This window comes from Staphylococcus cohnii subsp. cohnii, from assembly GCF_002902365.1.
GTDB lineage: Bacteria > Bacillota > Bacilli > Staphylococcales > Staphylococcaceae > Staphylococcus > Staphylococcus cohnii.
Genome location: NZ_PPQC01000044.1, coordinates 38,132 through 58,931, shown reverse-complemented (window position 1 = coordinate 58,931; position 20,800 = coordinate 38,132). Strand labels below are relative to the sequence as shown.

The window sequence follows — 20,800 nt, the reverse complement described above, 5'->3', positions numbered from 1 at the left end:
ATAAACAATATAGAAATCTTTGAAATCAGATCTCTATATTGCTTATTAAAAAATATTATCGTTTAAGTGATTAATATATACCTTTCATTGCACGTTTTACTTTTGGTGAAATAATCAATAATATAACGCCGATAACAACTGCAACTAATCCTGAATACATAAAGTAATCACTTTGATCCATTTTTGTGTATACAACCACAAGTTGAGCATTGAGGCCCTGTGCTGTTGCGTTACTTAACATCCACAAGCTCATCATACGCGCCGTGAATGTGACTGGTGCTAGCTTTGTAGTAGTTGATAAACCGACTGGAGATATACAAAGTTCACCGATAGTAATTAATAAGAAACTGAGTACAAGCCATAATGGGTTTATTAAGTCATTGCCTGTAGCTAATGGAATAATCATGACTAGATAGGATAACCCAGCGATAATTGCGCCATAGGCAAATTTATGTACTGTAGGCGGATTCTTTTTACCTAATTTAACCCATAGCGTTGCAAAGACTGGCGCTAAGAGAATAATAAACAATGGATTTAAAGATTGTGCCCATGAGGCAGGAATTGAAAAATCAATTAACCCATTCGTTAATACAGACATTTCGAGTTGTGTCTTTTTATCTGCAAATGTTGCGAGAATCGTTGACCCTTGTTCTTGTATCATCCAAAAAGCAACAGATGTAATATACAATGGTATGTAACTATATACACGTGAACGCTCATCTTTCGTAACGTCTTTATGTAAAATCATATTAATAAACAAGTAGATTGGTAATACGATACCTAAAATGGTAATTAAAAAGCTAAAGTTTTCTAAGCTTAAGGCATTATTTAAATGTAGAATTAATAAATATGCTAAAAATAATACAACAATACCTAAACTAAATAATACGAACTTTTTGATTTCTGGTTTAGTTAAAGGATTCGGCACGTTACGACCAGCCAAACCTAAATTCACTTTACGTTTTAGTGCATATACTACTAAGCCACAGAACATACCGATAGCAGCTACTAAGAAACCTGCATGGAAACTCACTCTAGTTTGTAAATAACCTGTAAGTAATGGCGCAAATAAACTACCGAAATTAATACCCATATAGAATAATGTGAATGCAGCGTCTCGTCTTACATCATTACGATCATACAGTTCACCAACAGTTGATGAAATATTTGGCTTTAATAGACCAGTACCTGCAATGATGACTGCGAGCGCAACCATTACTAATGTTAAATTATTAGGTAAGGACAATAAAATATGCCCGATCATGATCAAGAATCCACCGTAGAAGACAGCGCTTTGTGTCCCGGTTATCCGATCTGCAATCCATGCCCCAATAACACCTGACATATAAATTAAAGTTCCGTAAATTGCGACAATTTGCATTGCCACGGCTTGACTTAAACCGAAACCACCCTCAGCCACACTATAATAAAGATAATATATTAGTATCGCTTTCATACCATAATAACTGAATCTCTCCCAAAATTCAGTGAAAAACAGTGTACCTAGTCCTTTTGGATGTCCGAAAAACCCCTTTCTCGGAGTACTTTTCATAATTTCCTCGTGCGTGTAACTTATCTGTTTCATAATTTCCCTCCCCTAAATGGTTGGATTTATTTTATAATGTTTTCACTTAAATAACAAGTGTATATATCAATAGTACAAAATTATATAAGTAAGCGTTTTAATATCTAAATGAAATAAATAAAAAAATAATCCACACGAATTATTTTTAGTTCGAGTGGATTATTCATAGTAGGAATAAATTAACGATTATCTATTTTTTCTGGATAGAGGTCATGATTCATTAAACGATGTTCTGCCATTTTTTCATATTTACTGTCAGGACGGCCATAATTTGTATAAGGGTCTATAGATATACCACCACGAGGTGTGAATTTGCCCCAAACTTCTATATAATGGGGATCCATTAAGTCGATGAGATCATTCATAATAATATTCATACAATCCTCATGAAAATCACCATGATTTCTAAAGCTAAATAAATATAATTTTAATGATTTAGATTCTACCATTTTAATATTTGGGATATAAGAAATATAAATTGTAGCAAAATCAGGTTGACCTGTAATAGGGCATAAAGATGTGAACTCAGGGCAATTAAATTTAACAAAATAATCACGGCCTGGATGTTTATTATCAAATGATTCCAATACATCTGGTCGATAATCAAAATCATATTTATTGTTTTGGTTTCCTAGTAAAGTAATGTCATTTAAATCTTCTTGTTTACGTCCTTCAGACATCGTAATTGCTCCTTTAATATTTAGATTTTTGTTCTTTTTTCTGAATTGTTAGCGGTTGGCGTCTTGCTTTTTCAAACATATAGTAACTTGCACCAATGATAATGATGTAACCTAAAATTGCATAGAAATCTGGTGATTCGCCAAATAAAATAAAACCAAATAACGCAGTGAAAATAATAGATGCGTACGTAAATATTGAAATATCTTTTGCTGGTGCAAAACTATATGCTAAAGTAATACCTATTTGACCAGCAGCTGCAGCTAAGCCAGCACCAATTAAATAAACAACTTGCATGACAGACATTGGTTCGAATGTAAAAATCGTAAATGGAATGAGAACTATTATAGAAAAGAAAGAAAAATAAAAAACAATCGTATAAGGTGCTTCTCTGCTACTTAATGCTCTAACACAAGTGTAGGCACTTGCTGCGAAGATACCTGATAACAATCCACCAATCGCTGGTATCATTGATGATGAAAACTCAGGTTTTACAACGAATAGCATACCCAAAATGGCTATAATCATAGCAAAAACTTGGTAGTTGCGTACTTTTTCATTTAGGAAAATTAAACTAAGTAGTATCGTCCAAAATGGATTTAATTTCATTAATGTGTCTGCATCACTGAGTATCATATGGTCGATGGCATATATATTTAATAAAACGCCAATCAAGCCAAGCGCAGAACGAGATATTAATAAAGGCTGACTACTTAATTTACCAAAAAGTGGTTGCTTATATTTAAATATAAAATACAAAGGTATAAACATCGCCACGAGGTTTCTTGCCAATGATTTTTGAAAGACAGGGAGATCTCCAGCTAATCTAAAAAAAACAGACATAAAGCTAAAGCCAACTGCAGAAATTAGAATAGCAATAATACCTTTTACTTTTGGATTCACATACATCGCCTCAATTTTAAAATTTTAACGTATCTATATTAGCATAGTTAATTAGAAAATGTATATATGCTTGAAATCAAAGTAGAAATATATTAAAACGATATACGAACAAACGTTCTGTTGGAGAGTATATAATCGAGAAACTTAAAAGTAATTTAGCATAGTAATTAGTTTAAAAATATAATAGATGAAGCGCAATATATATGAGGATAGATGAAGTAATGCAGGTATATCAAGGCTTAAGAAAAAATTAAAAAAAGCAAGCATTGAGACTCTAAAAAAGACAAAAATATTTTTTTAATTTTTTAAATTGATTTTAAAGTTGAATTGGTGCCATTTTCATACTGTTTTCATCGTTTTGTCATAAATTAAAGACTTTTAATAAGGCGATGAGTTATGTATAATGAAACACATAATATAGTATTTCTGGCCAGGACTAAACACAATATATTGTGTTTTAGTATGTGGTCAATTTATTTATAATAAATCAAATTTTAAGTAAAATCACACAGTTTTAGGCTTTGAATAATGACAAATAAGGCATTAATACTTAAATGTTGAGTTTTTACATACCTACTTATAGATTTACTAGTTACTATATATAGTGGTTACTTCAATCATTTAAAACACATTCAAATAATAACACCTCGAAAGCCTTACATTTTTTGATTTTCCAACTTACGTATATCTATTAGAAAGAAGGTGATCCAATGAAAGTGGTATATTTTTCGTTTTCCGGCAATGTGCGCAGATTTATAAAAAAAACCGAACTGACAAATGTTATGGAAATCACGCAAAATAATTGTTCAGAGAGAATAGAGGAACCATTCGTTTTGGTCACTGGAACAATAGGATTTGGTGAGGTACCCCAACCAGTTCAAATGTTTTTAGATGTGAATGATGATTTGTTAAAAGCTGTTGCAGCAAGCGGAAATCGTAACTGGGGACAAAATTTCGCAAAAGCTGGACGATCAATTTCGGAACGATATCAAGTTCCACTATTATTGAAGTTTGAAGTACAGGGCACTGCAGACGATATAAATGAATTTAAAGATAAGGTGGGAAATTTCAATGAAGATTATGGACGAGAAGAAATACAATCATATTGAATTAAATAATGAGGTTACAAAACGAAAAGATAATGGTTTCTTTAATTTGGAAAAGGATCAAGAAGCACTGGCAGTTTATTTAGAAGAGATTCAAGATAAGACAATCTATTTTGATACTGAAATTGAACGTTTACGCTATCTTGTAGATAACGATTTTTATTTTGATGTTTTTGAAAAATATTCAGAAGCAGATTTACAAGAAATTACAGATTATGCTAAAAGTATAGACTTTCGTTTTGCAAGTTATATGTCGGCCAGTAAATTCTTTAAAGATTATGCGCTAAAGACAAATGATAAAACACAATTCTTAGAAGATTATAAGCAACATGTTGTGATTGTTGCACTTTATTTAGCAAATGGTCATAAACCGACAGCTAGACAACTTATTTCAGCTATGATTGAACAACGTTACCAACCAGCAACGCCAACATTTTTAAATGCGGGACGTGCGCGTCGTGGTGAGCTCGTGTCATGTTTCTTATTAGAAGTTGACGACAGTTTAAATTCAATCAATTTTATAGATTCTACTGCAAAACAATTAAGTAAAATTGGCGGCGGTGTTGCTATCAACCTATCTAAATTGCGTGCAAGAGGAGAAGCGATTAAAGGCATTAAAGGTGTAGCAAAAGGCGTATTACCTGTTGCTAAATCTCTTGAAGGTGGCTTTAGCTATGCAGACCAATTAGGACAGCGTCCTGGTGCTGGTGCGGTGTACTTAAATATTTTCCATTATGATGTAGAAGAATTTTTAGATACTAAAAAAGTTAACGCAGATGAAGATTTGCGATTATCTACTATTTCTACTGGTTTAATTGTACCTTCAAAATTCTTTGAGTTGGCAAAAGAAGGTAAAGACTTTTATATGTTTGCACCGCATACAGTTTATAATGAATATGGTGTAACGTTAGATGATATTAATTTAGATGAATACTATGAAAGTTTAGTAGCCAATCCAAATGTTGATAAAAAGAAAAAAGACGCTCGTGAAATGCTAAATATGATTGCACAAACACAGCTACAATCTGGTTATCCTTATCTAATGTTTAAAGATAATGCGAATAAAGTACATCCTAACTCTAATATTGGTCAAATTAAAATGAGTAATTTATGTACAGAAATCTTCCAATTACAAGAAACATCTATTATTAATGACTACGGTACAGAAGATGACATCAAGCGTGATATATCTTGTAACTTAGGATCTTTAAATATTGTTAATGTTATGGAATCAGGTAAATTCAAAGATTCAGTGCATACAGGTATGGATGCATTGACAGTGGTTAGTGATGAAGCAAATATTCAAAATGCGCCAGGTGTTAGAAAAGCTAATAGCGAGTTACATTCAGTTGGATTAGGCGTTATGAATTTACATGGTTATCTTGCTAAAAATAAAATTGGTTATGAATCTGAAGAAGCAAAAGATTTTGCTAACATATTCTTCATGATGATGAACTACTATTCAATTGAAAGATCCATGGAAATTGCAAAAGATAGACAAGAAACATTTAAAGACTTTGATAAGACAGATTATGCGAATGGTAAATATTTTGAGTTTTACACTTCGCAAACATTTGCACCAAAATATGAAAAAGTACGTAAATTATTTGAAGGCTTAGAAATTCCTACACCTGAAGATTGGAAAGCATTACAAAAAGAAGTTGAAACTCACGGTTTATTCCATGCATATCGTTTAGCGATTGCACCAACACAAAGTATTTCTTATGTACAAAATGCGACAAGTTCAGTTATGCCGATAGTTGATCAAATTGAACGTCGTACTTATGGTAATGCAGAAACGTTTTATCCAATGCCTTTCTTATCACCAGAAACAATGTGGTACTATAAATCTGCATTTAATACTGATCAAATGAAATTAATTGATTTAATAGCTACGATCCAAACACATGTGGACCAAGGTATTTCTACAATTCTTTATGTAAATTCAGAGATATCAACACGTGAATTATCTAGATTATATGTTTATGCACATCATAAAGGATTGAAATCTTTATATTACACTAGAAATAAATTATTAAGTGTTGAAGAATGTACAAGCTGTGCAATATAAAACGAAACTTTTTAATTAATGAAAAAGATCTATGAATCTTGAAATAACGCATCTGTTTTAAATACAAAAAGGTGAGGCATTAAGTGAATGTCATTTAAATCAAAGTGTATCGACATTAGAGAAATATAGTCACTTATGCAAAGGGATAGAAAATCTAAAAATATATTTAGATTTCTGTCCCACTTTCTGTGTTTTATAAATTAAACAAATATTTACTAGATAGGGGAATTATCTAAATGAAAGCAGTCAATTGGAATACTCAAGAAGATATGACAAATATGTTTTGGCGACAAAATATTTCGCAAATGTGGGTAGAAACTGAATTTAAAGTTTCAAAAGATATTGCAAGTTGGAAAACATTATCTGATGAAGAAAAAAATGCATTTAAAAAGGCATTGGCAGGTTTAACTGGTTTGGATACACACCAAGCAGATGATGGTATGCCATTAATTATGTTACATACTACAGATTTACGTAAAAAAGCGGTTTATTCCTTTATGGCGATGATGGAACAAATTCATGCTAAAAGTTATTCTCACATCTTTACAACACTATTGCCATCTAGCGAAACAAACTATTTATTAGATAAATGGGTCCTAGAAGAACCACATTTGAAATTCAAATCGGATAAAATTGTAAATAATTATCATAAATTATGGGGAAAAGAAGCATCTATTTATGATCAATATATTGCACGTGTATCAAGTGTTTTTCTAGAAACATTTTTATTCTATTCTGGTTTCTATTATCCATTATATTTAGCTGGACAAGGTAAAATGACGACTTCAGGAGAAATTATTCGTAAAATTTTATTAGATGAATCAATTCATGGTGTATTTACTGGTATGGACGCACAAAGTTTACGCAATGAATTGTCTGAAAGTGAAAAACAGCAAGCAGACCAAGAAATGTATAAATTATTAGATGAACTATATAAAAACGAAGTTTCTTATACACAATCTTTATATGATGATATCGGTTTAACTGAAGATGTGCTTAACTATGTAAGATATAATGGTAACAAAGCACTATCAAACCTCGGATTTGATCCGTACTTTGAAGAAAGAGAATTTAATCCGATCATCGAAAATGCATTAGACACATCTACAAAAAACCATGATTTCTTCTCTGTTAAAGGCGATGGTTATACTTTAGCGCTAAATGTTGAAGCATTACAAGATGAAGATTTTATTTTTGAAGACTAAATTACATTTGCTTAAACTATCATAATGTAAAAGTTATTAATAGCAGATGAATGAAATATAAATCAATTTTAATCACCAACAAACGTCAATTTCTATTGGAATTATATAGAGATTGACGTTTTTTATTTATTAAAGTTTTGCGCGTTGCACTAATATTTTACACATTTATGCAATACAATTAATTCAAGCACGTATTTAACTTTATTTAGTATTTGAATTAGTTTGTCAACTGAAACGTCAAAAATTTCTATAAATACATAAATTTAAAAAATGCATTTGGCTAAAAGTTTTTGTTTTTATTTTGAAAATTTTGACATAAATAGAGAATTGTTTTGATAATCTCTGTTATAGCTATTGAATTTACATGCAAAGATGATAAAATTTAACTTACAGGTATTGATAATGATTATCACAATCAATAAAACATGACGTTTATGAAAGGATTAATTACTCACTATGAAATTTTTACTCAATGGTGTTGTCTTAGCTATTATTTTATTCTTTTTAACTATCCTTTCTTTATTTATAGGCGTTAGTAAAGTATCAATTACTGATATTTTTCATTTAACGCCCGAACAATTAAATATCATCGTGTCTAGTAGGATTCCTAGAACAATAAGTATATTAATATCTGGAAGCACTTTAGCACTTTCTGGCCTTATTATGCAGCAGATGATGCAAAATAAATTTGTGAGTCCAACGACAGCAGGGACTATGGAATGGGCAAAGTTAGGCATTTTGATATCAATGATATTTTTTCCACAAGAAAACATTATTATTAAATTAATATTTGCGGTGATATTAAGTATTGGTGGCACATTTTTATTTGTTAAATTAGTTCAATATATACGATTCACTGATGTTATTTTTATTCCACTTTTAGGTATTATGCTTGGTGGTATTGTGTCTAGTTTAGCAACTTTTCTTGCTCTAAGAACCAATACTGTACAAAGTGTAGGTAACTGGCTCAACGGAAACTTTGCCATCATTACGAGCGGTAGATATGAAATATTATACTTAAGCATTCCTTTATTGATACTTACATATATATTCGCCAATCATTTTACGATTGCAGGGATGGGAAAAGATTTTAGTAATAACTTAGGCGTCAACTATGAAAAAATAATAAATATTGGTTTATTTATAACTGCAACTATAACAGCACTTGTAGTTGTTACAGTAGGAACACTACCATTTTTAGGTCTAATTGTTCCGAATATTGTGTCAATATTCAGAGGTGACCACTTAAAGCAAGCATTACCTCACACGGCAATGTTAGGGGCGGTATTTGTTATGTTTTCTGACATAATTGGTAGGATTGTTGTCTACCCATATGAAATAAATATTGGTTTAACAATTGGTGTCTTTGGCACGATTATTTTCTTGATCTTATTGATGAAAGGAAGACACAATTATGCAAATTAGTGCTAAATCAAAGTTAATGATATTAATAGCTGTCACTTTAAGTGCTGCGTTAATATATCTTTTCATCGGTATTGATTTTGAAATTTTTAGATACCAGTTTATCAGTCGTTTTCGAAAGCTTGTGCTCATGATATTGGTAGGTGGAGCAATTGCAGCTTCAGTAGTTATCTTTCAAGCGATTACAACGAATCGTTTATTGACACCATCAATTATGGGACTTGATGCTGTATATATGTTTGTGAAAGTATTACTAGTATTTGTGTTTGGCGTACAGTCTGCATTTGTAACTAATATATATTTAAGTTTTGCTACTTCGCTGTTGGTTATGATTGTATTTTCATTATTATTATTTCAAGGTATCTTTAGAATTGGCGATGTGTCGATATATTTAATTTTACTCATAGGTGTCATATTAGGTACTTTCTTTAGAAGTATAACTGGATTTTTAGAACTGATTATTAATCCTGAAGATTTTTTAGCAGTTCAGAGTTCAATGTTTGCCAATTTTGATGCTTCCAATAGTAAATTGGTAATGTTGTGCGGCGTTATATTAATTATTTTAATCATTATTACAGTGATTGCGATACCATATTTAGATGTGCTTTTATTAGGAAAAGACCAAGCAATAAATTTAGGTTTGTCCTATAAAATGATTACAAGATTACTGCTCATACTTGTCGCGATATTAGTATCTGTCTCTACTTCATTGGTAGGTCCGATTACATTTTTAGGATTGTTAACAGTTAATCTAGCGCATGAATTGATGAAAACCTATGAACATAAATATATATTACCGGCAACAATCTGTTTAAGTTGGTTGAGTTTATTTATTGCACAAGGCGTAGTAGAAAATTTATTTGAAGCGACGACGCAAGTGAGTATCATTATTGACTTGGTAGGTGGAACATACTTTATCTATCTATTAATTAAAAGGAGACATGCGAATTGATACGAGTTCAAGGTTTAAATAAAACCATTCAAGATAAAACGATTTTAAATGACATTAACGTAGATATAAGTAAAGGGCGTTTAACTTCAATGATAGGTCCAAATGGTGCAGGTAAGAGTACTTTACTTTCAGCAATTACACGACTGATCGATTTTGATAAAGGGACTATTGAGATTGAAGGGAAAGCTATTTCTGAATTTAAGAGTAATGAATTATCTAAAAAATTATCGATTTTGAAACAAGCTAATCATACTGAGTTAAATATTACTGTTGAGCAACTCGTAAATTTTGGAAGATTTCCGTATTCAAAAGGCCGCTTAAATGAAGCAGATCGGGCGCAAGTTGAGTATGCACTTGAGTTATTGAATCTTAAAGAAATAAGACATCGTTACCTAAAAACATTATCAGGTGGTCAACGACAACGTGCATATGTAGCTATGACAATAGCACAGGACACAGAGTATATTTTACTAGATGAGCCATTAAATAATTTAGATATGAAACATTCAGTTCAAATCATGAAAACGTTACGTCAACTCGCAAAATCACTCAATAAAACAATTGTTGTTGTGATTCATGATATTAATTTTGCTTCGTGTTATTCGGATGACATCATTGCATTGAAAGATGGAGAAATGGTTAAAGCCAGTACTAAAGATGAAGTTATACAAGAAAATACGCTCAAAACATTGTATGATATGGACGTTAAAATTGAAGAAATTCGCGGACAACGCATTTGTGTATATTTTGATGAAGAAACAGCAGATTATGAATTATCTATTTTACAATCCGTTTAAAATGGAATGATTTTTATTGAAGGGAGTGATGCAGCTGCAACGTTGCTCATTTTAAACGGCATATTGAAATGGTGATTAACTTTAGTATTCCAGGAGGATTAAACATATGAAGAAGTTTGCTTTGTTTATGGTAATAGGTTTAATGTTTTTATTAGTAGCATGTAATAATGGTGGCTCAGACGACAAAAAGTCATCGGATACAAAATCAGATAGCAATGAATCAAATAAAACAGTTAAGATAGAAAATGATTATAAAGCTAATGGAGAAAAACGTGATGGAAGTGATGCTAAATCTGTAAAAGAGACAGTTGAGGTTCCAGTTAATCCTAAGAACGCAGTTGTGTTTGATTATGGTGCATTAGATACATTAAAAGAATTAGGACTTGAAGATAAAGTTAAAGCAGTTCCTAAAGGTGAAGATGCTAAATCATTACCAGATTTTTTAAGTGAATTTAAAAGTGATAAATATTTAAATACTGGTAGTTTAAAAGAAGTTAATTTTGACAAGGTTGCAGAAGCAAAACCAGAAGTGATATTCATATCTGGACGTACAGCAAACCAAAAAAACTTAGATGAATTTAAAAAAGCTGCACCAGATGCTAAAGTTGTTTACATAGGTGTAGATAATAAAGATGAAGTTAAGTCGCTTAAAGCAAATGCTAAAAAAATAGGTAAAATTTATCAAAAAGAAGACAAAGTTAAGTCTCTTAATAAAAAATTAGAAGATAAAATAGCAAGTATGAAAGAAAAAACAAAAGATTTAAAAGACCAAAAAGCGTTATATTTGTTAGTAAATGAAGGTGAATTATCAACATTTGGTCCTGGGGAACGTTTCGGTTCTATGATTTTTAATACTATGGGCTTTACACCAGCAGATAAAGAAATTAAAGAAAGTAATCATGGCCAAAATGTTACAAATGAATATGTTGCAGAAAAAAATCCTGGCATTATTTTTGCGATGGACCGAGGACAAGCTGTAGCAGGTAAATCTACTGCTAAAAAAGCATTGAGTAATGATGTCATCAAAGATGTTGATGCGATTAAAAATGATAAAGTATATGAATTAGATCCAAAACTTTGGTACTTCTCAAGTGGTTCGACAACAACTGCGATTAAACAAATTGAAGAAGTCGAAAAAGCAATAGATAAAAAATAATAATAGACATGAGTGGGGATTGTCTTAATAACGCATACTCAAAGCAGTGAAAATCACTTTAATCGTGAATTCACTGCTTTTTTGATATGGATGATTCCTCCTGCTTGTAAGATGGTATAAAATCTAACTAGGCTAATCTCAATTGTTTTTTGGTTGGCTCAATACTAGAATGGAGTTGAGCACTTAAGTAATAAATTGATTTAAAAACTTGTATAATGAATAAAAATAGTAAAAGTAGGTGACATAAAAATGATTTTAGATAATGTAAACCCAAATGATTTATTTCCAACAGAAAAGAAAGGACCTAGTGTTCTAGGTACGATAGAGTATTCTGTACAAGGTTCTACAGAATTTGAAGGTGCATTTATTGCTACAAATGAACGTATTATTTTGAATGTAGATATGAATGGAGAATTCTATTATAGAAGTATTGGTTATGATGAAGTAGAGAAAATTACATACGAAGACGGTCGCATTCATTTTACGTTTAATATTGGGCCTATGCCGATGAAAAACATACAAAAAGGTGATGCAGAAGCGTTTGTACAATTTGTAAAGGACAAAATAAACGCATAATAAAAGATAGCGTTTGAATGAACTTGTGTATGTCACGTTTATGTTTATTTTACAATGGTTTAAATAGATAAAAGAGCGACGTAGAAATTTGATTAGAAAATAAATTTCTGCGTCGCTCTTTTTGTTTAGCGTTAATTATATAGAAAAGTAAGTGCTGTAATGATATTTACAACGATTATTAAAATGTGCATCACAGTTTGGACACGATTCAATCAGCATATATTCATTGATTGTCATTTCGTGTTTGCATACACCACATAAAATAGCTTTTGTATTAAATTCATCAGCATCCCATCTTTGTATTGAATGAGAGGTGTCCTCATTATGACATTTATAACATGGGTAGTATCTATTACAGCATTTGAATTTAATTGCTATTACATCTAATGGTGTATGGTAGTGTGTACAACGTGTTTCATTATCTACAGTTGCACCGTATACTTTCGGCATTTTATAACACTCCTAACGTTCAAAAGGATGTTCACCAATGATTCTAACTTCTGGATGAAGTTCAACATCAAATTTTGCTTTAACCGTTTTTTGCACGTGATGGATTAAATCTTCGTAGTCAGTTGCAGTACCTTTATCAACGTTTACCATAAAACCTGCATGTTTCTTAGATACTTCTACGCCACCTATACGATAGCCTTGTAGGTTTGAATCTTGTATTAATTTACCAGCAAAATGTCCTGGTGGTCTTTGGAAGACGCTACCACAAGATGGGTATTCTAAAGGTTGTTTCGTTTCTCTTCTCTCAGTCAAATCATCCATTTTTGCTTGGATATCTTGTAAATTGCCTGGCGCTAATGTAAATGCAGCTTCTAATACAACTAAGTGTTCTTTTTGGACGATACTATTACGATAATCTAACTCCAGTTCTTTGTTTGTCAGTGTGATTAGCTCTCCCTTTTCATTAACACATAGTGCATAATCAATACAATCTTTGACTTCACCACCATAAGCACCTGCATTCATAAATACAGCGCCACCAATAGAACCTGGGATACCACAGGCAAATTCTAATCCAGTGAGCGCATTATCACGTGCAGTACGTGACACATCAATAATTGCAGCACCGCTTCCTGAGATGATCGCATCATCGGAAACATCAATATAATTTAACTGAAGTAAACTGATAACGATTCCTCTGATGCCACCTTCACGGATGATGATGTTTGAACCATTACCTAAATATGTGACGGGTATATCATTTGTGTAGGCAAAATGGACGATAGCTTGGACATGTTCATTTTGGGTTGGAGATAAATAATAATCAGCTTGACCTCCCGTCTCAGTGTAGGTATAGCGTTTTAGCGGTTCGTCAACTTTTATAATATCTTTTGGAACTATTGCTTCTAATTCTTTTAAGATGTCATCTTTATGCAATTATAGAACATCCTTTCCTGTTGAATTCATTTATACATTATACCAATGATTTAACATGTTTGCTAAATAGTATATCGTTTTATTGAAAACGATTAAGTTCATTTATTATTTTAGTGAATAAAGATTAGTTGTGTGCATTCGATAAATCTTTATTAATTTTTCGGAGTAGTTGTTTAAAAAGTAACTGTTTTTGATTTTCATATTCACGAATTGGTACTGCGTCTGTCGATAAATTATACTTTTGCTTTCCAAAGTTGGTTGCTGAAGATGGATTTATTGTTAAATAATGATTTGTCTTCAGATAATCATTATAAAGTTGTGAATCTATTTGAACAATATGTAATCGAGCAATTTGTCTTAAATCAATGAGATTATTAAATTGAGCCATAACTACTTTTTTGTGATATGGGTGATGAAGTCTATAAAACCCTTCATAATTTAATCTTTTTTCATCTAAAGCAGTTATATCATGTAAATTATTGACGCCAACTAAAACATCTAAAATAGGTTCAGTAGGGTAGTTGAAGTGACTTGTCCCCCCGATATGATGGGTTGTTTTCACAGGTGTATCTAAGAGTGACAATAATTTATGACGTAGCATCTGATATTGTTTAATAAAAGTTTGGTGTATATCTTCATTGATAAAAGGTTGAACATCTGAATGCATTGAACTAAATCACTCCTTTAAATGATCAAAATAAATTGTTAAACTGTAAATTCTGGAATAATATATCATATATTATTTTCAAGTTAAATAAGTTTCTGTATAATACGTAATGATAAGGAGTGCAGAAATGAAAAAATTAATGTGCTTTGTTTTATTAGTTTGTTTTGCTGTAGTACTTGTCGCTTGCGGACATGAAGGTGCTAACGAATTTAAAGATTTCGATAGTACATTAACTGACGTAAAGCAAAAAGAAAAGGAATTTAATAAAGTAATGGATTCTATTGATTTAGAAAACATTAATGATTTAAGTAAAACAGATATGACTGATAAAAACAAAAAAGAATTCAATCAATTGCAAAATAACTTGAATAGCAAGTTAACACCTAAACTTGAAGCATATGAGAAATCTACAAAGCATCTGCCAGCAAATTCTGAGGAAACCAAGGAATTAAAATCAAAATATTTAGCTTCTGTCAAAAAGAAAAAAGCCGCCATCGAGGAAGTTAAAACATTTGTTGATTTATACAACCAAGCAGTTAAAGCGAATGAAGATATTTTAGATTATACAAAACTTTTTGAAAAGAATAGATCAGAAGTAGAAGAAAACATGAAAAAAGCTAATAATGCTGGTGAAAGTGTTAAAGGCTTTAAAGAGAAATTGGAACAAAATAACAAAGATTTAAAAAATACAGCGGAAAAAGAATCCAATTCTACAAATGCTAAATCAGAGAAACAAGTTATTGAAACTCAAATCATGCCATTAATTAAAAAACAAATTAAAGACTTAAATAAGGCAGAAATAACAGATGGTTATGTGAATGATGCGCGTAAAAACACGATTGAGATGTACTATAGCTTACAAAATTATTACGAAACAAGAGAAGAAACAATTGAAATTGGTGAAGCAATAGCTAAAATAGACATCAATAAATTACCAAAAGAAAGTGAAGATTTAAAACATTATGATAAGGAATTTAATAAACGGTATGCCGAATTAAAAGAAAAATATCAATAATAAATTAATTGGTTAAGTTATGAGATTTGTAATAAACTGTTAACAATAAAAAGGGAATTGTGTATAATTGGAAACAATGATATGTGAATATCATTGGAATTTCACACTTTTAGAGACAATGTGGTGTGTTAAATATTTTTAGAGGTGAATAGAATGGCTATAAAGCTGAGTTCGATTGACCAGTTTGAGCAAGTTTTAGAAGAAAATAAATATGTATTTGTGCTGAAGCATAGTGAAACATGTCCAATTTCAGCAAATGCAATTGATCAATTTAACAAATTTTTATATGAAAGAGATATGGACGGTTATTATTTAATCGTACAACAAGAGAGGGCTTTATCAGATTATATAGAAGAAAAAACAAATGTTAAGCATGAATCGCCACAAGCATTTTATTTTGTGAAGGGACAAGCGATTTGGAATGCAAGTCACGATCATATTAATGTAAAATCTTTGGCAGGTGCTGAAGAATAAAAAAATAAATATTTAATAAAGAAACGCTTGTTAAGCTTTAAGTTATATTAAAAGGTTTAACAAGCGTTTCTTATAATGTGAAAAAATGTGTTTTGACATGTATAATATAAAGTTGAATTAGTAATGCGTCTATGCGCACAAATGTATGTTATTTATGTAACTATTGTATTTATCAGCAATACAATGATTGAACGTGATACCAACTTTAAGTGTGATGATATTTTTACCAGTGATTTAGTAGCATATGATTTGTGCCAAATATATAACACAATGTGAAATGATACTTGTTTGAGTGCTGTACAGCTGAATTAAATATATCAACGAATCACAGCTATTTGAAAGTTATAAATTTATAAGGTGTGGTAATCACGTTAATTTAAAAATAAAGCTATGAAAATTGCAATGTAATATTAATATTAGAGGTGACAAAATGAAAGTATTAGTAGCAATGGATGAATTTAATGGTATTATATCTAGCTATCAAGCCAATCGATATGTAGAAGAAGCGGTTGCTAGTCAAATAGAGAAGGCTGATATTGTTCAAGTACCGTTGTTTAATGGTCGGCATGAACTGATGGATTCTGTCTTTTTATGGCAGTCAGGTACCAAATACAGAGTGGTTGCACATGATGCAGATATGAATGAAGTAGAAGCTGTTTATGGTATTACTGATAATGGCATGACAATTATTGAAGGTAATCTATTTTTAAAAGGTCAACGTCCAATTATAGAAAGAACGAGTTATGGTTTAGGTGAAATTATACTTGATGCAATAGAAAATGGTGCTGAACATTTAATTATTTCGCTAGGTGCTATTGGTAGTTTTGATGGTGGTGCTGGCATGCTTCAAGCACTCGGTGCTAAATTTTATGATGACGAAGCTCAAGAAATCGACGTTACACAAGGCAGTCGTGTTTTAAAATATATTCGTCGTATAGATGTATCTCAAGTTAATCCTAAGTTGAAAGAGATTAGAATCCAACTTATGTCAGATTTTGACAGTAAATTATATGGTAAAAATAGTGAAATCATGCAAACGTATGAAACGCATCAAATTTCGCATCAAGAAGCAAGTGAGATAGATAATTTAATATGGTATTTAAGTGAGATGTTTAAAGCTGAATTGAAAATCGCACTAGGGCCTATTCAAAGAGGCGGCGCTGGTGGGGGTATAGCTGCAATGTTGAATGGTTTATACAATGCTGAGATTATGACGAGTCATGAACTGGTAGACCAAATTACACATTTAGAGTCATTAATTCAACAGGCAGATTTAATAATTTTTGGTGAAGGTGTGAACGAACAAGATCAAATTTTAGAAACGACTACCGTTCGCTTAGCAGAGCTAGCTACAAAACATGACAAACCATCAATCGCAATTTGCGCAACAGATGATAAGTTTGATTTGTTTGAATCGATGGGTGTAACAGCAATGTTTAATACATTTATAGAAATGCCTCAATCCTTTACAGATTTTAAAATGGGAATTCAAATTAGACATTATACAGTTCAAGCGATTAAGCTATTGAAAACACAGTTTGATGTTAATAAATAAAATATAAATGCCAAACCGTCAATTTCTATTATAATCATATAGAAATTGACGGTTTTTTAAATTCTACAAAAATCAGCAGGTATTCGAAGTTACAATTATAAGACATAAATTTTATAAAATTATTTTTAATACACATACGTATGAAAAAAACAACACCACCATAATGTTGGCTCCCAGTGGTATCGTCTGATTAACAAATACAAGTTTGAGGTTGATACGAAATATGTGTTGGAATAGCATGAACAATCCAAACTGTAAGGTACAAAAATAAAAAAGGGAGTAGGACAGAAATCTAATTTTTTGAAAAGATTTCGTTGTCCTACTCCGACAAGGATGACAAGCATTAAAATGTATAAAATGAGCGCTATATCCGAGTCATTTCTATTTAATCATTCTTTTGATAAGTTTGTACGACTTCTTGAGCGATACCTACTATGACATCTACAGCTTTTTCCATGACATCGATAGAAGCATATTCGAAAGGTCCATGGAAGTTATCACAACCAGTAAAAATGTTAGGTGTTGGTAATCCCATAAATGATAGTTGTGAACCATCTGTGCCACCACGTATCGGTTCAGTATTAGCTGGAATATCTAACTGGTCAAAGACACGTTTAGGAATGTCTATAACATGTGGTTTTGGCTTAATTTTTTCTCCCATATTGTAATATTGATCGTTTATTTCAACTTCGATTGGCGCATCTTCAAAATGACTATTGATATCATTTTGAATTTCTACTAGGCGTTTTTTACGTAAATCAAATTCATGCTTATCATGATCACGAATAATATAGTAAAGTTTTGCTTTCTCAACATCGCCATCAAATTTCATTAAATGATAAAAGCCTTCATAACCCTCTGTACGTTCAGGTACTTCATTTTGAGGTAAAAGAGCGTTGAATTGTTGACCTAAAAGCACAGCATTGACCATCGCATCTTTAGCAGAACCTGGATGAACATTAACACCGTGACAAGTTACAATCGCTTCTGCAGCATTAAAACTTTCATATTGTAGCTCGCCAAATTGGCTGCCATCCATTGTATATGCAAAGTCAGCATTAAAACGTTCAACGTCAAATGCATGTGGTCCTTTACCAATTTCTTCATCAGGTGTAAACGCTACTCTGATGCGACCGTGTTTGATTTCTGGATGCGCTGTTAAATATTTTAAAGCTTCCATAATTTCAACGACACCAGCTTTATCATCTGCACCTAATAATGATGTGCCATCTGTAATCATTAAAGTATGTCCTTCTACTTGTTTCATAGCAGGAAAGACATCTTGACTTAAAACTCGATTTGTATCGCCGAGCTGAATGGGTTTTCCATCATACTGCTCAATAATTTGTGGATTGACATTTGTAGCATTAAAATCAGGTGAAGTATCAACATGCGCAAGAAAACCAACAGTTGGAATAGTTTCGTTAACATTACTTTCTAATGTTGCAAACAAGTATCCATTTTCATCAACATCAGTTTCTAGACCTAAATCAGTTAATTCGTCATTCAATAAATTCAATAAATCCCACTGTTTATTAGTGGAAGGTGTTGAATTTGAATGTGGATCAGATTGTGTATCAATTTTGACATATCTTGTAAGTCGTTCAATAATATCATTTTTCATAAAAACACCCCTTATGCTCTGTTATTCATATTATATGATTTCTTATATATTTTACCATTCATTTTGCCAATGTGTTGTTTTATGCGTGTATAAAGATAATAAATAATCTCTGCACACAAAATACCAAAGGCAATTGCACCTGAAATAAGTGTTACTTCGAGAAATGTATTAACAGCATGTGTATATTGGTTGCTCACTAAATAGCGTGTTGCCTCATAGGCAAGTCCACCAGGAACGAGCGGGATGATGCCAGGCACAATAAAAATGATAACTGGTCTTTTATAACGTCTACTCATGGTATGACTCATAATTGCTAATATAAAACTTCCTAGGAACGAAGCCATTACCTTTCCTAGTTCAATATCAAGTGTCACTTTATATATAATCCATCCCATAGCACCAACGAAACCGCAAGCCAAAAGGAGACGTCTGGTTGCGTTAAAAATAACAGAAAAGAGCATTGTCGCTAAATAACTAATAATAAATTGTAAAACATAGTAGCCAATGACCATTTGAGCACTCCTTTTTAAAATATTAATAAAACGATTGCCACACCAGCACCTATAGCAAATGATGTTAACGCCGCTTCGACACCACGAGACATACCAGCGATGAGTTCGCCTGCCATGAGGTCTCGAATAGCATTTGTAATTAAAATACCAGGGACTAGTGGCATGACGCCTGCAATGGTAATAATATCTTGGTTTGCTGCCATGCCTAATTTTGAAAATGTAGCTGCTATTGTAATAACAACCGCAGCACTAATAAATTCCGAAAAGAATTTTATTTGTATATAACGTTGAACAAAATCAAAAGTTAAAAATGCACCAGCTCCTGCAAGAATTGCAAAAAAGAAGTCATTCATAACACCGCCAAACATAAATAAGAAAAAACCACATGCAATGGCAGCAGCAAAAAATTTAGTGATAGATGAAAACTGTAATGATGCATGGTGTAAATGTATAAGTTCAGATTTTGCTTCATCTATACTTAACTGATTATTAGAAATCTTTCTAGATAAACTATTAGTTAATGCAATTTTTTCTAGATCAGTCGTCCGCTCACGTATACGGATAAGTCTCGTGTTTGTTCTATTATTGAGTGAAAAAATAATCGCTGTAGACGTGACAAAACTATATGTATCATCTAAGCCAAAACTTGCTGAAATTCTATTCATCGTATCTTCAACACGATAAGTTTCAGCACCACTTTCAAGCAATATTCTGCCTGCAATGAGTACAACGTCAATCACTTTATCTTCATCAATGATAGTGATCGAATCAGACATAGCTGGGCACCTCCTAAATTTTTCATAAATCAATAGAAAGTTTACCGTGTACTAAGGTAACTTTCAATAATATTTATTTCAGTATAGATTGTTATTATAATTACATCCTATATTGTAACAAACTTAAATTTGTAAATGATATGTTTAATTTTAAAAATATTGAAGGAATGCTTATGCATTGTTATATCTTACGAGTGTTGGTATATATACAATACTATTTTTAGAGTTATACTTTCAAAAGAACGATGCGATGAAATACATTGGGGATATGGCTAGAGCCTGTAGTCTCTCACACATACTATTCCCCGGGCGTCAGCACAATGCAAAATCGGTTCAATAT

The 20,800-nt window shown here is 31.7% G+C and carries 20 protein-coding genes; 11 read left to right on the top strand and 9 right to left on the bottom strand.

The annotated features are described in order from the left end of the window. Nucleotides 1-70: 70 nt before the first annotated feature. From CD032_RS07545 to CD032_RS07535, 3 genes are all read right to left on the bottom strand, one after another. Entirely contained in the window at nucleotides 71-1,585 is a 1,515-nt protein-coding gene (locus CD032_RS07545; RefSeq protein WP_040030230.1) for a peptide MFS transporter, read from the bottom strand. 179 nt (nucleotides 1,586-1,764) lie between these two features. After that, nucleotides 1,765-2,265 carry a preQ(1) synthase gene (gene queF / locus CD032_RS07540; protein ID WP_019469521.1) on the bottom strand — a complete coding sequence of 167 codons (501 nt, stop codon included), beginning with the start codon at nucleotides 2,263-2,265 and terminating at the stop codon, nucleotides 1,765-1,767. A 13-nt stretch (nucleotides 2,266-2,278) separates the two neighbouring features. Next, nucleotides 2,279-3,166, bottom strand: a complete 888-nt coding sequence (locus tag CD032_RS07535; RefSeq protein ID WP_019469520.1) for a DMT family transporter — start codon at nucleotides 3,164-3,166, stop codon at nucleotides 2,279-2,281. 710 nt (nucleotides 3,167-3,876) lie between these two features. Here CD032_RS07535 and nrdI point away from each other — a divergent pair. The 8 genes from nrdI to CD032_RS07490 all read left to right on the top strand — a co-directional run bounded on the left by nrdI (nucleotide 3,877) and on the right by CD032_RS07490 (nucleotide 12,451). Continuing rightward, nucleotides 3,877-4,275: a class Ib ribonucleoside-diphosphate reductase assembly flavoprotein NrdI gene (gene nrdI / locus CD032_RS07525; protein WP_019469519.1), complete on the top strand. Its 399-nt coding sequence runs from the start codon at nucleotides 3,877-3,879 to the stop codon at nucleotides 4,273-4,275. Beyond that, a complete protein-coding gene (gene nrdE / locus CD032_RS07520; protein WP_040030229.1) occupies nucleotides 4,238-6,343 on the top strand; it encodes a class 1b ribonucleoside-diphosphate reductase subunit alpha in 2,106 nt (701 codons plus the stop codon). Before nrdI ends, nrdE begins: the two co-directional genes overlap by 38 nt. A gap of 236 nt (nucleotides 6,344-6,579) precedes the next feature. Next, entirely contained in the window at nucleotides 6,580-7,548 is a 969-nt protein-coding gene (nrdF, locus tag CD032_RS07515) for a class 1b ribonucleoside-diphosphate reductase subunit beta (protein WP_019469517.1), read from the top strand. Nucleotides 7,549-8,004: 456 nt separating this feature from the next. Next, nucleotides 8,005-8,973: an ABC transporter permease gene (locus CD032_RS07510; protein WP_019469516.1), complete on the top strand. Its 969-nt coding sequence runs from the start codon at nucleotides 8,005-8,007 to the stop codon at nucleotides 8,971-8,973. Then, nucleotides 8,963-9,922 carry an iron chelate uptake ABC transporter family permease subunit gene (locus tag CD032_RS07505; protein WP_019469515.1) on the top strand — a complete coding sequence of 320 codons (960 nt, stop codon included), beginning with the start codon at nucleotides 8,963-8,965 and terminating at the stop codon, nucleotides 9,920-9,922. The genes CD032_RS07510 and CD032_RS07505 overlap by 11 nt, the downstream gene beginning before the upstream one ends. After that, nucleotides 9,919-10,719, top strand: a complete 801-nt coding sequence (locus CD032_RS07500) for an iron ABC transporter ATP-binding protein (RefSeq protein ID WP_040030228.1) — start codon at nucleotides 9,919-9,921, stop codon at nucleotides 10,717-10,719. Before CD032_RS07505 ends, CD032_RS07500 begins: the two co-directional genes overlap by 4 nt. Nucleotides 10,720-10,825: 106 nt before the next feature. Further along, nucleotides 10,826-11,875: a ferrated catecholamine ABC transporter substrate-binding lipoprotein SstD gene (locus CD032_RS07495; RefSeq protein WP_064264212.1), complete on the top strand. Its 1,050-nt coding sequence runs from the start codon at nucleotides 10,826-10,828 to the stop codon at nucleotides 11,873-11,875. A gap of 249 nt (nucleotides 11,876-12,124) precedes the next feature. Beyond that, entirely contained in the window at nucleotides 12,125-12,451 is a 327-nt protein-coding gene (locus tag CD032_RS07490) for a PH domain-containing protein (RefSeq protein WP_019469512.1), read from the top strand. A gap of 135 nt (nucleotides 12,452-12,586) precedes the next feature. Here CD032_RS07490 and CD032_RS07485 read toward each other — a convergent pair whose 3' ends face one another. From CD032_RS07485 to CD032_RS07475, 3 genes are all read right to left on the bottom strand, one after another. Then, the gene (locus CD032_RS07485; protein WP_040030226.1) at nucleotides 12,587-12,901 is read right to left on the bottom strand and encodes a CHY zinc finger protein; all 315 of its coding nucleotides are present in this window, start codon (nucleotides 12,899-12,901) and stop codon (nucleotides 12,587-12,589) included. A gap of 12 nt (nucleotides 12,902-12,913) precedes the next feature. Further along, nucleotides 12,914-13,837 (bottom strand): UDP-N-acetylmuramate dehydrogenase, encoded by a 924-nt coding sequence (murB, locus tag CD032_RS07480; protein WP_103211359.1) that lies wholly within the window; start codon nucleotides 13,835-13,837, stop codon nucleotides 12,914-12,916. A 124-nt stretch (nucleotides 13,838-13,961) separates the two neighbouring features. Next, nucleotides 13,962-14,504 (bottom strand): GrpB family protein, encoded by a 543-nt coding sequence (locus CD032_RS07475; protein WP_040030224.1) that lies wholly within the window; start codon nucleotides 14,502-14,504, stop codon nucleotides 13,962-13,964. A gap of 127 nt (nucleotides 14,505-14,631) precedes the next feature. Here CD032_RS07475 and CD032_RS07470 point away from each other — a divergent pair, with 127 nt between their 5' ends. From CD032_RS07470 to CD032_RS07460, 3 genes are all read left to right on the top strand, one after another. Then, nucleotides 14,632-15,519 carry an EMYY motif lipoprotein gene (locus CD032_RS07470; RefSeq protein WP_019469508.1) on the top strand — a complete coding sequence of 296 codons (888 nt, stop codon included), beginning with the start codon at nucleotides 14,632-14,634 and terminating at the stop codon, nucleotides 15,517-15,519. A gap of 153 nt (nucleotides 15,520-15,672) precedes the next feature. Continuing rightward, nucleotides 15,673-15,993 (top strand): bacillithiol system redox-active protein YtxJ, encoded by a 321-nt coding sequence (gene ytxJ, locus CD032_RS07465; protein ID WP_019469507.1) that lies wholly within the window; start codon nucleotides 15,673-15,675, stop codon nucleotides 15,991-15,993. A gap of 430 nt (nucleotides 15,994-16,423) precedes the next feature. Next, a complete protein-coding gene (locus tag CD032_RS07460; protein WP_019469506.1) occupies nucleotides 16,424-17,548 on the top strand; it encodes a glycerate kinase in 1,125 nt (374 codons plus the stop codon). Between the two features lie 385 nt (nucleotides 17,549-17,933). On the opposite strand, the gene pepT is transcribed toward CD032_RS07460, so the two are convergent. Genes pepT through CD032_RS07445 form a run of 3 tightly spaced genes read right to left on the bottom strand, consistent with a single transcriptional unit; the run spans nucleotide 17,934 to nucleotide 20,460 of the window. Beyond that, nucleotides 17,934-19,172: a peptidase T gene (pepT, locus tag CD032_RS07455; RefSeq protein ID WP_019469505.1), complete on the bottom strand. Its 1,239-nt coding sequence runs from the start codon at nucleotides 19,170-19,172 to the stop codon at nucleotides 17,934-17,936. Between the two features lie 11 nt (nucleotides 19,173-19,183). Further along, nucleotides 19,184-19,684, bottom strand: a complete 501-nt coding sequence (locus tag CD032_RS07450; protein WP_103211358.1) for a threonine/serine exporter family protein — start codon at nucleotides 19,682-19,684, stop codon at nucleotides 19,184-19,186. 14 nt (nucleotides 19,685-19,698) lie between these two features. Then, on the bottom strand, nucleotides 19,699-20,460 hold the full coding sequence (locus tag CD032_RS07445) for a threonine/serine exporter family protein (RefSeq protein ID WP_019469503.1): 762 nt from the start codon (nucleotides 20,458-20,460) through the stop codon (nucleotides 19,699-19,701). Between the last annotated feature and the right edge of the window lie 340 nt (nucleotides 20,461-20,800).

Bases quoted from the DNA above. Each gene is read 5' to 3' on its own strand.
- CD032_RS07490 (WP_019469512.1), top strand. From the start codon at position 12,125: ATGATTTTAGATAATGTAAACCCAAATGATTTATTTCCAACAGAAAAG.
- CD032_RS07445 (WP_019469503.1), bottom strand. From the start codon at position 20,460: ATGTCTGATTCGATCACTATCATTGATGAAGATAAAGTGATTGACGTT.
- nrdF (WP_019469517.1), top strand. From the start codon at position 6,580: ATGAAAGCAGTCAATTGGAATACTCAAGAAGATATGACAAATATGTTT.
- ytxJ (WP_019469507.1), top strand. From the start codon at position 15,673: ATGGCTATAAAGCTGAGTTCGATTGACCAGTTTGAGCAAGTTTTAGAA.
- CD032_RS07510 (WP_019469516.1), top strand. From the start codon at position 8,005: ATGAAATTTTTACTCAATGGTGTTGTCTTAGCTATTATTTTATTCTTT.
- CD032_RS07460 (WP_019469506.1), top strand. From the start codon at position 16,424: ATGAAAGTATTAGTAGCAATGGATGAATTTAATGGTATTATATCTAGC.
- CD032_RS07505 (WP_019469515.1), top strand. From the start codon at position 8,963: ATGCAAATTAGTGCTAAATCAAAGTTAATGATATTAATAGCTGTCACT.
- pepT (WP_019469505.1), bottom strand. From the start codon at position 19,172: ATGAAAAATGATATTATTGAACGACTTACAAGATATGTCAAAATTGAT.
- CD032_RS07545 (WP_040030230.1), bottom strand. From the start codon at position 1,585: ATGAAACAGATAAGTTACACGCACGAGGAAATTATGAAAAGTACTCCG.
- CD032_RS07495 (WP_064264212.1), top strand. From the start codon at position 10,826: ATGAAGAAGTTTGCTTTGTTTATGGTAATAGGTTTAATGTTTTTATTA.
- nrdI (WP_019469519.1), top strand. From the start codon at position 3,877: ATGAAAGTGGTATATTTTTCGTTTTCCGGCAATGTGCGCAGATTTATA.
- queF (WP_019469521.1), bottom strand. From the start codon at position 2,265: ATGTCTGAAGGACGTAAACAAGAAGATTTAAATGACATTACTTTACTA.
- CD032_RS07475 (WP_040030224.1), bottom strand. From the start codon at position 14,504: ATGCATTCAGATGTTCAACCTTTTATCAATGAAGATATACACCAAACT.
- CD032_RS07450 (WP_103211358.1), bottom strand. From the start codon at position 19,684: ATGGTCATTGGCTACTATGTTTTACAATTTATTATTAGTTATTTAGCG.
- CD032_RS07470 (WP_019469508.1), top strand. From the start codon at position 14,632: ATGAAAAAATTAATGTGCTTTGTTTTATTAGTTTGTTTTGCTGTAGTA.
- nrdE (WP_040030229.1), top strand. From the start codon at position 4,238: ATGAAGATTATGGACGAGAAGAAATACAATCATATTGAATTAAATAAT.
- CD032_RS07485 (WP_040030226.1), bottom strand. From the start codon at position 12,901: ATGCCGAAAGTATACGGTGCAACTGTAGATAATGAAACACGTTGTACA.